Source organism: Rhodocytophaga rosea, from assembly GCF_010119975.1.
GTDB lineage: Bacteria > Bacteroidota > Bacteroidia > Cytophagales > 172606-1 > Rhodocytophaga > Rhodocytophaga rosea.
The window spans coordinates 5,542,598-5,556,482 of the sequence record NZ_CP048222.1 but is presented as its reverse complement, the minus strand read 5'-3'; the positions used below and the strand labels follow the sequence as shown (position 1 = coordinate 5,556,482).

14 protein-coding genes are annotated in these 13,885 nt (G+C 42.3%); 5 read left to right on the top strand and 9 right to left on the bottom strand.

Annotated elements, in window-relative coordinates; all coding sequences use genetic code 11:
• Positions 1 to 44: 44 nt before the first annotated feature.
• The 7 genes from GXP67_RS23000 to GXP67_RS22970 all read right to left on the bottom strand — a co-directional run bounded on the left by GXP67_RS23000 (position 45) and on the right by GXP67_RS22970 (position 7,197).
• Positions 45 to 1,472, bottom strand: coding sequence for a trypsin-like peptidase domain-containing protein (locus GXP67_RS23000; RefSeq protein ID WP_162445280.1), 1,428 nt, complete (start codon positions 1,470 to 1,472; stop codon positions 45 to 47).
• 402 nt (positions 1,473 to 1,874) lie between these two features.
• Positions 1,875 to 2,165, bottom strand: a complete 291-nt coding sequence (locus tag GXP67_RS22995; protein WP_162445279.1) for an NAD(P) transhydrogenase subunit alpha part 2 — start codon at positions 2,163 to 2,165, stop codon at positions 1,875 to 1,877.
• 25 nt (positions 2,166 to 2,190) lie between these two features.
• Positions 2,191 to 3,324, bottom strand: a complete 1,134-nt coding sequence (locus tag GXP67_RS22990; RefSeq protein ID WP_162445278.1) for a Re/Si-specific NAD(P)(+) transhydrogenase subunit alpha — start codon at positions 3,322 to 3,324, stop codon at positions 2,191 to 2,193.
• Positions 3,325 to 3,459: 135 nt separating this feature from the next.
• Positions 3,460 to 4,695 (bottom strand): chromate efflux transporter, encoded by a 1,236-nt coding sequence (gene chrA, locus GXP67_RS22985; RefSeq protein WP_162445277.1) that lies wholly within the window; start codon positions 4,693 to 4,695, stop codon positions 3,460 to 3,462.
• A 3-nt stretch (positions 4,696 to 4,698) separates the two neighbouring features.
• Positions 4,699 to 5,670, bottom strand: coding sequence for an isopenicillin N synthase family dioxygenase (locus GXP67_RS22980; protein ID WP_162445276.1), 972 nt, complete (start codon positions 5,668 to 5,670; stop codon positions 4,699 to 4,701).
• Between the two features lie 187 nt (positions 5,671 to 5,857).
• A complete protein-coding gene (locus GXP67_RS22975; protein ID WP_162445275.1) occupies positions 5,858 to 6,514 on the bottom strand; it encodes a superoxide dismutase family protein in 657 nt (218 codons plus the stop codon).
• Positions 6,515 to 6,615: 101 nt separating this feature from the next.
• Positions 6,616 to 7,197: a DUF3109 family protein gene (locus GXP67_RS22970; RefSeq protein ID WP_162448033.1), complete on the bottom strand. Its 582-nt coding sequence runs from the start codon at positions 7,195 to 7,197 to the stop codon at positions 6,616 to 6,618.
• 251 nt (positions 7,198 to 7,448) lie between these two features.
• Here GXP67_RS22970 and GXP67_RS22965 point away from each other — a divergent pair, with 251 nt between their 5' ends.
• The 5 genes from GXP67_RS22965 to GXP67_RS22945 all read left to right on the top strand — a co-directional run bounded on the left by GXP67_RS22965 (position 7,449) and on the right by GXP67_RS22945 (position 12,031).
• Positions 7,449 to 9,125, top strand: coding sequence for a ribulokinase (locus GXP67_RS22965; RefSeq protein WP_197901555.1), 1,677 nt, complete (start codon positions 7,449 to 7,451; stop codon positions 9,123 to 9,125).
• A gap of 46 nt (positions 9,126 to 9,171) precedes the next feature.
• Entirely contained in the window at positions 9,172 to 9,870 is a 699-nt protein-coding gene (locus GXP67_RS22960) for an L-ribulose-5-phosphate 4-epimerase (protein ID WP_162445274.1), read from the top strand.
• Between the two features lie 48 nt (positions 9,871 to 9,918).
• The gene (locus GXP67_RS22955; protein WP_162445273.1) at positions 9,919 to 10,419 is read left to right on the top strand and encodes a DUF2004 domain-containing protein; all 501 of its coding nucleotides are present in this window, start codon (positions 9,919 to 9,921) and stop codon (positions 10,417 to 10,419) included.
• Between the two features lie 66 nt (positions 10,420 to 10,485).
• A complete protein-coding gene (locus GXP67_RS22950) occupies positions 10,486 to 11,295 on the top strand; it encodes a sugar phosphate isomerase/epimerase family protein (protein WP_162445272.1) in 810 nt (269 codons plus the stop codon).
• A gap of 46 nt (positions 11,296 to 11,341) precedes the next feature.
• Positions 11,342 to 12,031 (top strand): 3-keto-disaccharide hydrolase, encoded by a 690-nt coding sequence (locus GXP67_RS22945; protein WP_162445271.1) that lies wholly within the window; start codon positions 11,342 to 11,344, stop codon positions 12,029 to 12,031.
• Positions 12,032 to 12,239: 208 nt separating this feature from the next.
• On the opposite strand, the gene GXP67_RS22940 is transcribed toward GXP67_RS22945, so the two are convergent.
• Both GXP67_RS22940 and GXP67_RS22935 read right to left on the bottom strand, forming a co-directional pair.
• Positions 12,240 to 12,695 carry a VOC family protein gene (locus tag GXP67_RS22940; RefSeq protein ID WP_162445270.1) on the bottom strand — a complete coding sequence of 152 codons (456 nt, stop codon included), beginning with the start codon at positions 12,693 to 12,695 and terminating at the stop codon, positions 12,240 to 12,242.
• 79 nt (positions 12,696 to 12,774) lie between these two features.
• Positions 12,775 to 13,698, bottom strand: coding sequence for a helix-turn-helix domain-containing protein (locus GXP67_RS22935; RefSeq protein WP_162445269.1), 924 nt, complete (start codon positions 13,696 to 13,698; stop codon positions 12,775 to 12,777).
• Positions 13,699 to 13,885: the final 187 nt, after the last annotated feature.

Below are 13,885 nucleotides of genomic sequence, written 5' to 3'. Positions count from 1 at the left end.
GCGGCGATATATACGCCGCTTTCTTTTTATAGATAAAGCTAATTCTACATCGAGAACTGATAATAGCTGCCCCTTCCCCTTCTGTCGATTCCTTCCACAATTACCCTGCCCCGCATACTGCCTAATACATCTACTACTTCTTTGGCTGAAGTCACCGGACGTTTATTAATAGCGGTAATAATAAATCCTTCTTCCATACCTAAGCGGCCCATCAGGCCACTGCGGATATTGGAAACCCGTACGCCATTCTCAATACCTAACTTATCCCGTTCTACTTTGGAAACTGTTTCCAGATCTGCTCCCAGGCCCTCTATAGAGAAAGTTTCCCGTTTGAGCACTTCCGTGGTTCCTTCCCGGTTAGTCAGCAGCGCCTCTCCTTCTCTTATTTTTCCTGCTTGCCGGAAGGTGACTTTCACTTTATCACCAGGCCGGTAATAACTGAGTTGTTCATCAAATGCACTTTTGCTGTTGATATCCTCCGTATTGATTTTTACAAGCACATCTCCTTTACGAATGCCCAGTTTTTCAGCCGCTCCGCCTTTCTCCACATAAGTAACCACCGTACCAGAGTAATCCGACAGGTTGTATTGCTTGAAAGTTTCTGAGGTAATATCAGTTACTTCAGCGCCCATGAAAGCTTTTTGAACTTCCCCATATTTAATAATATCATTTACTGACTTCACCACAATATCCACCGGAACAGCAAATCCATATCCGGTATACGAACCTGTTCTGGACAAAATAGCTGTATTGATCCCGATCAGTTCACCCTTGGCATTTACCAACGCTCCACCGCTATTCCCAGGATTAATGGCAGCATCGGTCTGAATAAAGGATTCGATGGGAAACTGGCTGCTGAGAATATTGATATTCCGGCCTTTGGCACTTACAATCCCGGCTGTTACAGTTGATTCCAGGTTAAAAGGATTACCCACGGCCAGTACCCACTCTCCTACCTGCACATCTTTGGAACGGCCTAATTTGGCATTGGGAAGGTTTTTGCCTTCTATTTTCAGAATCGCCAGATCAGTAGATGGATCTGTTCCGACGAGTTTGGCCACATACGAACGTTTGCTATGAATTACTTCAATCGTAGTCGCATTTTCAATTACGTGGTTATTCGTTACAATATAGCCATCGCTGGTAAAAATAACCCCCGAACCGGAACTGATCACTTTTTGCTCACGGGTGCCCCCACCTCCAAAGAAAAAATCAAAAAAATCCTGTTGGGCATAGGCCGTAGAAGCAGTTTTAATATATACTACACTTGGTGTACTGAGTGCAGAGGCTGCCACAAAATCCGGCGTTACAGCAAGCGCGTTGGTATACGTTTCTCTATTACTGGCTTGCTGTAAGGGTAATTGGTTTTGAACACCCGGCTTGGGTTCATCAGGCTGGAATTGCTCAAATGTATAGGCACCCGAAATACCTGCAATAAAACTAAGTACGAGTACTTTTAAGGTTTGCTTCATAATCGTTTCTGGTTTAAGTATGGAAAGCTATGACTATATGTAGGAATAACCTTAGTAACAGCAAAACAATGTCTGATCGCTGTAAAATTCCAATTTTCAGCGTAGGGGTTTCTCTAAAATCATATGCTATCATTCTGCAATTTCGGCTGAAAATTACAAAAAAAGCAGCAATTGCGTAGAACAGAACCTGGTTTTAACTCTTTTTAGCAAAGCAGGATATTTATTGAAGCTATTTCAGGAGTGAAAGAGCAATTAACTAATTTGGGAGAAGAAAGGGAATAGGGAACTTTACCTGGAACCTGGATTATGGAATGACTAAAACTGCCCATTAAAAATAAGGCAATGCATACCATAAACATATTTTTTCATATGCATTAAACCTTAACAGTAGTAAAAGCCCTTTTACTTTTTCTTCTTAAACATCTGTAACATCCGGTCGGTAACTACATATCCGCCCACTACATTGATGGTTGCCAGAATGAGCGCCAGCATTCCCAGGATTTTACTCACCGTAGTATATCCCAGTTCATTTGAACAAATAATGGCCCCCACAATCGTAATTCCGGAAATCGCATTTGCCCCAGACATGAGGGGTGTATGCAAGGTAGGAGGCACTTTGGCAATGAGTTCAAAGCCTACATAACTGGACAATACCAGAATGTATAAAAGGATAATTAAGTTTTCTACCGACATATATTTAATGACTAATGACTAATAATTATTTCTTACTCAGAATTTCTTTGGTGAATCCATGTACGAGTTCGCCTTTGTGGGTGATCAAACTGCCTTTGGTTATTTCTTCTTCCATCTCCCATTTAAAGCCGTCCTTATTTGCCAGATGCAACAGCAAGGTACTGATATTTCTGGCATACAAATCACTCGCATTCATCGCCAGGTGAGCCGGCAGATTAGATTCTCCAATAATAGTTACACCATGTTTTACCACCGTATTATTAAGTTCGCTGATGGCGCAATTTCCACCAGATTCAACGGCCATATCTACAATCACAGCCCCTGGTTTCATAGTCTTTACCATGTCTTCAGTTATCAGAATAGGCGCTTTTTTACCCATTACGAGAGCTGTGGTAATGACAATATCCGCATCCGCCACGTGTTTAGCAACCAGTTCCTTCTGTTTTTGCAAATATTCCGCAGATACTTCTCTGGCATATCCACCCTCCGTTTTTACGCCTTCATCTGATTTTACTTCCAGGAACCGGCCGCCCAGAGATTCTACCTGTTCCTTCGTTTCCGGGCGAACATCCGTTACTTCTACTACTGCTCCCAAACGTTTGGCTGTAGCAACAGCCTGTAAACCAGCTACGCCTGCACCAAATATAAGTACTTTCGCTGGGGTAATGGTACCGGCCGCTGTCATCATCAGCGGGAAGATTTTGGCCAGGTGATTGGCACCCAGCAATACTGCTTTATATCCGCCTAAGTTTGCCTGAGAACTGAGTGCATCCATTTTCTGCGCCCTGGAAATTCTGGGAACAGCATCCATAGAAAATGCAGAAATCTGTTTTTCCTGAAGTACATGTACCAGTTCCGGAATGGTGTAGGCGTATAAAAAAGAGATCACTATAGCTCCGGGTTTCAGAAGTTGGACTTCTTCTGCCGAAGGCGCATTTACTTTCAGCAATACATCGGCTTCACTGTATACCTGGGCTTTGGAGGAAGCAATACTTGCACCAGCCTGGCGGTATGTTTCATCCGGATAATTAGAAGAAACACCCGCGCCTTCTTCGATGATACAAGTCCATCCGGCTTTCAGCAATGATTTTACAATATCCGGTGTGAGGGCTACTCTTTTTTCGTAAGGTTTGGTTTCTTTCGGAACAGCTATTTTCAAGGCTCAATATATTGACGGTGAACAAAACGATAGAGAGGCTAACATACATTCGTGGTATAACCTGGAATGCTAACCTGGCTCAAGATAATTTTTTTTGAGATAGAAAGGCAAAGGGAGAAGAAAATTTATTCGAAATCAAAAAATAAACCCGGCCAGTAAGCCTGCCAGGATAATAAGCGGCTGCGGAATCCGGGTAAACATGAGCAAACAGAAAGTACCTACCACAATACCTACATTGGCAACATCCTGATGCATCGGAATAAACAGCAATACCGCTGCTGTCGCAATCAGACCGGTGCTGGTGGAATTGATTCCTTCCAGGGAAGCACGGATGACCCGGTATTGTTTGAGCTGGTTCCAGAAACGGTATACGAAAAATATCATAAAAGTACCCGGCAGAAAAATGCCGGCTGTCGCCATAAAACTTCCCAGCAATTCTCCGCCAATGCCATATTTCCGCATGGATAAGGTTCCGATAAACGCCGTAAACGAAAATACTGGTCCTGGCACTACCTGGGCAATAGCCAGTCCGGAAAGAAATTCTTCCCCGCTGAGATAATTTTTAAATTGCACAAATTCTGTATACAGCATCGGAATTAACACCTGCCCTCCACCAAAAATGAGGCTTCCGTTGCGGTAGAAGTTCTCAAATAAACGCAGGGGCAGCCATTTGGTAATACCCCCCAGAATAGCTGCAGCAAAAGCCACCGAAATAAAGAGTATAAAGTTCGCCCACTGGATTTGCAGCGGTTTTTTATGTTGCAGGCGCTCATGTTTTTTATATTGAAGCGCTGTTACCACCCCACCCGAAAGCAGAACCAAAGGTGTAACCCAGGGCGATTGAAAGAAGAAGGAAATAATAGCAGCTAATACAGCCAGTCCTACGCTGGTACGCCCATTAATTACTTTAAGGCTGATCTTATACCCGGCATAGATCATAAAACCTACGGCCATAGGCTGGATAAACCGGGTAAAATTGAGGGGAATATTATGTTCATGCAGGTATGAAACGAATAATCCCACAATGGTCATAATCAGTACCGCCGGAGCAATCCAGACAAGTAAAGTAAGATAGGCCAGATTAGGGCCTCCTACCTTAAAACCAATCGCCGTAATGGTCTGGGTGGAAGTAGGTCCGGGCAATACCTGGCAAAGTGCATTTAGTTCAATCAATTCATCTTCCGTCAGATAGGCCCGTTTTATTACCATGCGTTTGAGTAACATCGCTATATGGACTTGTGGTCCTCCAAAAGCCGTTAAGGCCATAATCAGTACGTCTTTCAAAAAGATGTAGTAGCGGATGCGTCCTACTTGTGTAGCAGGCAATAATGGGGTTTGAACGATATTGCGGGTGACGCGCTCCAGGTACATTTGCTATTTTTTCAGTCCGATTTCTGCCAGCCTTTCCATTAAAAATTCTCCTGCGGTAATATCTGAATATTGCTTGGGATGCCCGGCATCTATACAATTTTTCAGGCAGGTGAGGTCCATTTCGGAACGGGGATGCATGAAAAAAGGAATAGAAAAACGAGAGGTGCCCATTTTTTCTCTGGGTGGATTTACTACCCGGTGAATCGTAGATTTGAGTTTGTTGTTTGTCAGCCGGTCGAGCATATCACCTACATTCACTACAATTTGCTCCTGAAGGGCGGTAATCGGAATCCATTTTCCGTCCCGGCGCAACACCTGTAAGCCATCGGCACTGGCACCCATCAATAAAGTGATCAGGTTGATGTCGCCATGTGCAGCGGCCCGTACGGCATCTTGTGGAATCGCATCCGGATTTTCAATAGGAAAATAATGAATAGCTCGCAAAATGCTGTTTCCGTTTTTTACTTTGGCTTCAAAATAATTCTCATCTAAGCCTACATACAAAGCAATGGCCCGGAGCATGGTTTTTCCTGCATTTTCCAGGCGGCGGTACACTTCCAGGCCTACTTCCCGCATTTCGGGGAATTCATCCGGAAATACATTGGCCGGATATTCCGCTTTTATAGGGTCATTGTCGGTTACTTCCTGGCCGATGTGGTAAAATTCCTTTAAATCGCCGGTGGTACGGCCTTTGGCATGTTCTTTTAATTTGGCCGTATAGCCTCTCTGGCCGTTCAGGCCGGGAACTTCATACTTAAGCTTTAGTTCATCCGGAGAGAAAAAGAAACGCTTGATAATAGAATATAACTTTTCGGTAAGTTCGTCGGTAAGGCCATGGTTTTTAATTGCCACAAAACCAATGTTGTTAAACGCTTCTCCCAAAGTTTCTACAAACTTTGCTTTTCTGGCGGCATCTCCGGAAGTAAAATCGGCTAAGTCCAGAGAAGGTATCTCTTTATACAATATTTCACTCATACGCTTTTCAGGTGGTTATTGCAAGTTAATCAAGAAATCAGGATTGCTATAAAAACCTTGAAATTTTTTGATTGGTTTCAAAGCCTATGCATATGCCCATCGTATAAGGCTGTTTTTAAGCCACAAATAATAAAAAGGCCTGGACATGCTGATGCATACCAGGCCATACGAGATAAAATATATTTTACTATTTCAACGTAACTACGCCACAGCCAATACGGTCACCCGCATTTCCGGCAGGCTGGCTTTTATAATCGTCAGCTTTGGCATGTACAATAATGGCTTTATTGATAATATTAGTGGTAGTATCAGTACCTCCAATTGTCCAGTCGCTTACAGTCAGTTCCAGGCGGCCTTTTCCATCCTGGCCTACTTCCATATTCGGCATATCACCCTGATGGTGTGCACCTGCTTCCCGGTTGCCATGTTGCGCTTTAGTTGGGTTCCAGTGTGGACCGGCAGAAGTAGCATCCGGCTTGCTGCAATCACCGTTCTGGTGTAAATGTACGGCATGCGGTCCGGGAGTCGCTTTTTCAACGGTAAGCACCAGTTTTACACCGCTACTTTCTTTAGTAAAGGTAGCCTGACCAGTTAAACCGCTTCCACTAGCTGAAGAAATGGTAGCTTGCGCTGATTGGCCGCCTGGTCCTCCCATCATCATACCGCCAGCAGTATCTGCTTCCATCATGCTGGTAGTAGTATCAGCAGTCATATTGGCACCTACGGTGCTGTCGGTAGCCTCTGCTGCCGTATTATCATTATCAGCGGTTTTGTTTTCGCCACTGCAACTGCTCAGTATGGCTGCGGCACAAAAGGCCATAAAAAGGGATTTGAAGGTATTCATGAAGGTTTTGAGTTTTGGTTTATTACTGATACGCTGAAAAGCGCTAAACGGGTGCAATTTAGAGCAAACTCTTAAAAACCATTCATTGTCCGGAAAAAAATTTATGTATTAGTCTGATTCTCTTTTTCAGCAATCAGCCGGACCAGTTCATTGTACCATTCTTCCCCATACTGCCGGATCAGCGGCGCTTTCAGGAATTTATACAGCGGTACACCCAATGCCTGCCCATGCCTGCAAGCCGGATTACAAATTTGCCAGCGGTGGTAGTTGATGGCATGGTATTCTTCGTATTTGGTAATCCGGATAGGATACAAATGGCAGGAAATGGGTTTGCGGAAGTTTATTTTTCCATCCAGGTACGCTTGTTCAATGCCACATTTGAGAATACCTTTTTCATCGTAAATAGCATAGGCACATTCGCGTTTGCCAATAGTGGGAGTTGAATAATCACCATCTTCATCCAGAATATAATGGCCCTGTTGTTTGATGGCTCTTTTTCCGGCTTTGGATAAATACGGCTTTACATATTTATATACTTCTTCCAGTACCGGCAATTCATCTTTCTCTAAAGGTGCACCCAGGTCACCTTCCACACAGCAGGCTCCTTTGCATTTTTCCAGGTCGCATACAAAAAACTGATCTGCAATATCATCGCTGATGCAAGTATTTCCAATTACAATCATCACAATTCAGGTAAGTTGTAAAGGTAGTAAGAAATGGCCGTTCATCCACAGAGTGATTAAGAGAATAAACGAGGATACTATTTAGCTTCTTAAAGCTCTAAAATTCAGTATATTATAAATAAGCAATCAGATGAAGCCGTTTTAATTCATTTCATTAATATTTATGCTATCTTAAAATTTCACTAAGCATTTGTATGTAACAAATTTTAATTTGAAATTAATCGATCTATTTTTCAGAACACATAGCTTACATGTCGTACGTAATTGGAGTAGATTTCGGGACAGATTCTGTCCGTGCGCTGGTCATTGATGCAACCAACGGGAAAGAAATGGCTACAGCTGTTCACTATTATTCCCGCTGGAAACAAGGCAAATACTGCAACCCAACAGAATCACAATTCCGGCAGCATCCCCTTGACTACCTGGAAGGACTGGAAATCTCCGTAAAAAAAGCGCTGGCGCAATGTACACCAGATGTAAAAAGCCAGGTGAAAGGCATTTCGGTTGATACTACCGGTTCTACGGTAGTGGCCATCAATAAACAGGGTGTCCCTTTGTCGCTTACCTCTGGTTTTGAAGAAAATCCCAATGCGATGTTTCTGCTTTGGAAAGACCATACAGCCGTAAAAGAAGCAGCAGAAATCAATAAACTTGCTAAAACCTGGGGAGGCACCAATTTTACTAAATATGTCGGAGGCGTCTATTCTTCCGAATGGTTCTGGGCCAAAACCCTGCATATGTTGCGGGTGGATGCCAACGTACGGCAAGCCGCCTATTCCTGGATAGAACACTGCGACTGGATTCCGGCGGTACTTACCGGCGTAGAAGATGCTTCCCAGATCAAAAGGAGCCGTTGCGCCGCCGGACACAAAGCCATGTGGCACGAAGAATTTGATGGCCTGCCTTCCGAAGAATTTCTGACCAGACTCGATCCATTGCTGAAAGATTTGCGAAGCCGTTTATATAAAGATACCTATACTTCTGATATTGCCGCCGGCAATCTTTCTCTGGAATGGGCAGAGAAACTGGGTTTATCTCAGGAAGTAATCGTAGGTGTTGGTGCCTTTGATGCACATATGGGGGCAGTAGGAGCCCAGATAGAACCTTATGCCTTGAGTAAAGTAATGGGAACATCTACTTGCGATATGCTGATTGCGCCGCTTTCAGAAGTGGATGGCAAACTCGTAAAAGGCATATGCGGACAAGTAAGCGGATCTATTATTCCCGGCATGATGGGCATGGAAGCCGGTCAATCAGCATTTGGCGATGTATATGCCTGGTTTCAGCAATTATTAGTATGGCCGGTACAACAAATGCTCTCCCGGACTTCTCTCATTGATGCGCCTACCAAAGCAAAACTCGAAGAAGAAATTACTGCGAATTTAATTGATGTGTTATCCGAACAAGCCCAACACATTCCGGTTACAGAATCGGGTATTCTCGCGTTAGACTGGCTCAATGGCCGGAGAACCCCAGATGCCAACCAGGTAGTAAAAGGCGCTGTTGCTGGTTTAGACTTAGGAAGTGATGCCCCCAGGATATTTAAAGCACTCGTGGAAGCTACTGCCTTTGGGGCTAAATCCATCATTGATCGTTTTGTAGCTGAAGGTATACCCATTCGCTCGGTAATCGGTTTGGGGGGTGTAGCTAAAAAGTCGCCTTTTGTAATGCAAACGCTAGCCGATGTACTCAATATGCCTATCAAAATTGCCCGTTCTGAGCAAGCTTGTGCTTTAGGTGCAGGTATGTTTGCCACCGTAAGTGCCGGAATATATGCATCTGTAGAAGAAGCTTCGGCCAAAATGGGTTCCGGATTCGAGCAGGAATATAAACCCGTTCCTGAACATGCTACCTTCTATGGGCAGATTTACCAGAAGTATTGTAAACTGGGGGTTTTTGTGGAAAAGGAAATGAGTTCTTCGGAATAATTTATTGCCTAAAAGACAAATGACTAGTATCTAAAGATTTGAGAAAATGAGCCTATATGTCACCTTACAGGAAGAATGTTTTGAGGCGAATATGCTTCTGCCGGAAAAAAAACTGGTGCTCTATACTTTTGGAAATGTCAGCATTGTGGACCGGCACAAAGGCGTAGTTGCCATTAAACCCAGCGGTGTACCCTATGAAGAACTCCGTCCGGAAGATATGGTGATTGTAGATATGCAGGGACATATCGTGTTGGGGCATATGCGGCCTTCTTCTGATACTAAAACGCATATATTGCTTTACAATCACTTTCCCAGGATTGGAAGCATTGTGCATACACACTCCACCTATGCTGCTGCCTGGGCACAAGCTATGCGTCCTATTCCCAATCTCGGCACTACCCATGCCGACCATCTGGTAAGCAATATTCCCTGCACCGGGGTGATGACAGATGAAATGATCAAAGGCGATTATGAAACAGAAACCGGAAACCAGATTCTGGAAGTGTTTAAAAATGTATCTTATGAGGAAGTAGAGATGGTACTGGTAGCTTGTCATGGGCCGTTTACGTGGGGAAAGAATGCACAAAAAGCCATTTACAACAGTGTGATTCTGGAAGAACTCGCCAAAATGGCTTACTTAACCCTGCAAATTAATCCGCTTACCCCCACTATTAAGGATACGCTCATTGACAAACATTATCAGCGCAAGCATGGCAAAAATGCATATTATGGGCAAAGTTATTAGTTCTCTATTTAAAGGAAAAGAAAACGGATTTATGTAAAAATTAAACTTATGCACACATATAGTTCTAGATATTTTGGGGAGATTGACTTAGAAAAAGCAGAAGAATGGTATGAGTCAGAAATCGAATATAAAGGCAGAATTGTTTCTATAGATTTGTACATAGATAAGCCTAAACAGACAGATGCCGCAACATTTGAACTAGTTGACAATTTCTTAAATAATTTAAGTGAATATGAAATCTCTATCAGTTTAGCATTGAAAAAGGACCTAAAGGAAAAAGGATTTACTCATTCTTATATACAAATTGTTAAGGATGAAATAGAAACAGATGAAATGGATGAATTACTACTCAATGTCGACAAAAAACTCAAAAAGCAAGACCAGATTTTATCGGCTATTTATTTATCAAGAATAGGCTTATATGCAGATAAGGAAGACGAAACCTTAGCTATATTCGATTATACCATTAGTGAAGATTTAACTGATGAGTTATTGGTAGTCAGTATTTCAAAAGACAAACAGATTAAAAAGATAATAGTCGAAAGTTGAAAGGCTCCGTAAATTTAATTCTGTATCTACATACTGCCCTCCATAAACAATCTTTTCAATTCCTACATGAGACTTGGCATTAGTACCTATACCTATACCTGGGCGATTGGCGTACCTGGCAAAGAGCCGAAAAAACGTATGGATGCCAAAGCTTTGCTTCAAAAAGCCATAGATTTAGGTGTATATTGCGTACAATTTGCTGATAACCTACCCTTACATACATTTGCTGACTCAGCTTTGCGTGAGTTAGGGGCTTTTGCCCAGAATCAGGGAATTTTTACAGAAATTGGTATGCGGGGTTTATTTCCAGAACTTGTGCTGCAATATATCGCCATTGCCAAACAACTCGGTTCCCCTTTTTTGCGCATTGTGGTAGATGGCCCAGGCTTTCATCCTTCGCCCCAGGAAATAATTGACCGGATCGAAGACTTGATTCCAGACCTGAAACAAAGTAATATTATACTCGCCATTGAAAACCACGACCGTTTCACCGCCCGAACGTTTGCATCCATTATAGAAAAACTAGGTACAGAACAGGTAGGCATCTGCCTGGATTCGGTGAATTCGATGGGCGCTGGTGAAGGTATAGAAACAGTGGTTGATATACTGGCTCCCTATACGGTAAACCTGCATGTAAAAGATTTTCAGGTGCAACGGGTGTATCATATGATGGGATTCGTAGTGGAAGGCCGCCCGGCTGGAAAAGGAATGCTCCGCACTGAATGGCTGCTGGAAAAACTGGCTCCGTATAATAAATGCCAGAGTGCTATTTTAGAGTTATGGACGCCGCCGGAAGAAAATATTCTGGCTATCATTGAAAAAGAAAACCGCTGGGCAGAAGAAAGCATCCGGTATTTGAAGCCTATTATTTCCTAATAATTATTCTTTCTGAGTATATTCAGCCATCCTAATTCCTTTTTCTATGAAAAAATACTTTCTACTTGCTTTCATTCTTACAAGCATCACTTTTTCCTGCTTTGCCCAAGTTCCTCCAAAAAAGCATCCCAATACCTCCCAGAAGGGATGGGTCGATTTATTTACAACTGATCTTTCCAATGCGGCCTATCCGAAAGGAATATGGACTGTAGAAAATGGGGTACTTACTGCTTCAGAAGACCAGGCCATCTGGTCGGCGAAACCGTATGATAATTTTATTCTGGACCTTGAATTCAAAACGGCACCTGGCACCAACAGCGGCGTTATTGTGTATGCCAGTGACACTTCCAACTGGATTCCCAACTCCATAGAAATTCAGATTGCTGATGATTATGCCGAACAATGGGCAAAGTCTCCGGCTAGCTGGCAATGTGGCGCTGCCTTTGGACATCAGGGAGCAACAAAAAATAAAGTGGTTAAAAAACCAGGCGAATGGAACCGCTATACGATTACATGCCAGGATAAAATGATCTATATCTTACTTAATGGCGAGCAGGTGAACCAGATAGATATGAGCAAATGGACCTCTGCCAAAACTAATCCGGATGGCTCAGAAATTCCTGCCTGGCTCAACAAACCCTTAGCCGAACTACCTACCCATGGACATATTGGTTTTCAGGGAAAACATGCCGGTGCCCCTATCTACTTCCGGAATATTAAAATTAGAGAGTTATAAATGATTGGGTATTTACAATGTGTGGAAATAGAAATTCGTCAGACCAAACAAAATACATAGATACAAATATCTGATGTTTCAACATCAAGCCCTGCTGAGAGCAATATAAATGTTAGTGGCGGCTTTGGTCGTCTACTTACCAAGTGTTATTAAAAAGACAACCGCTATAAGCCTGGCGATTGTCTCTCTGAAGATAGCGGTGATTTAATTACAAAACTTGCGCAAGTTCGATAAGGTTTCCCCAGGGATCTGCAAAAAAAGCAAGGCGGCGGCCGATTATTTCAATGTCAAACGGTTCGCCTACAATGGTAACTTCTCTTTTACGCAATTCAGCCAGTGTCTCATCAACGCTGTTAACGTTTATACAAAAATGATGATAACCCGCTTGATGAAGGCTCTCATTAAGGTCGCTGTAATCAGGTTGTTTATCCGGAGTACCGCCTGCAAGAAGTTCGACCCAAAAATTATCGTCTGTGGCTGGTGCTAAATAGGCAAGTTTAAGATCGCCAAAAGGCCATTCGTGAATAACCCGAAAATCAAGTTTTTCAGTAAACCATTTTTTGCTTGCTTCAAAGTCAGGTACTCTCATGGCTACATGGCTGCCTTTCATGCTTGAAAATTTGCTGTTGCTGTTAACTGCCGGGATGTTTACTACTGTTTTCATTTTATTTTGCTTTAGGATACAAAGATGAAAACAGTTTGATGGCGGACTGATATTGAAAGCAAAGGATATCTTATGAATATCAAAGATGGTAGCTTTTCCTGAATTCAGAAGGAGTAATACCAGTGTTTTTCTTGAAAAACAAATTAAAATTAGGTTGGTCAGCAAAGCCAATACTATAGCCGATTTCCTGTAAACTCCAATCCGTTTGAACCAGCAAAATTTTGGTTTCTTCAAGCAAGCGGCTGCGAATATGCGTACTTACATTTTGTCCCGTATGCTTTTTAAGCAATGCATTTAAATAATTGGGATGAACCGATAAACTGGCTGCAAATTCTTTTGCTGTTTTGATACGAATGGGTGTGGTATAATTAATATTAGTTGTTTCCCGTTCCAGCAGTTGAAAAAACTGGTGAATGTATTTGTATTCATCCGATACATTATCTGGTTTGGGATAGTTGCCAATTTTGATGCTTTCAATCAATAATACCTGTACATAAGCCTGCATCGAATCTTCGCTGAATTTGTTTCCTGACAACTCTTCTTCATAGAGCTTAATAAAAATAGATTCTAACCTGGATGCTTCAACCTCATTTAACGAGATAATGCTTTTAGCTTTATCTGTAAATAAATCGTACTTATCAATAGCTGTTTTTAGTTGCGTATGTTCGTTCAGGAATGCTTTTTTAAATAAGCAATAAAAACCCCTGTTTTTTTCGGAAAGATTCTTCCAGGAAATGATATCATTTGGATGGATAAATAAGATAGCCGGCTTTTCAATATAATAAGTATTTAATCCGATTGTAAAAACACCAATGCCTTCGGTGATCAAAAGTATTTTAAAAAATTCTCGCCTGTTAGGAGATACGTAGTTTCTGCATTCGTGCTTTTTCCTGTCAAATACACGAATGTTCCAATCTTCATAATATTCACGGTATACTGGGATAAGGTCAGGAATATTGCGGAGTGTGTCAATATTTTTGCTATCTAATGTCTGGTGAGGCATATGTAGTCGTCAAAACTGATTCAAATATTTTAGGTATTACGGGAATTGAGAGTTCTGTAAAACTACTGCTATGGAATTATGTACTAGCGATATGGCAGCAATAGACACCTGTTGGCCATTAGACAAATATCCCGGTAGCAATTAGTTGCTTCTTATTCAGTTCTTAAAGTATTTTCTCTAGTGGTAA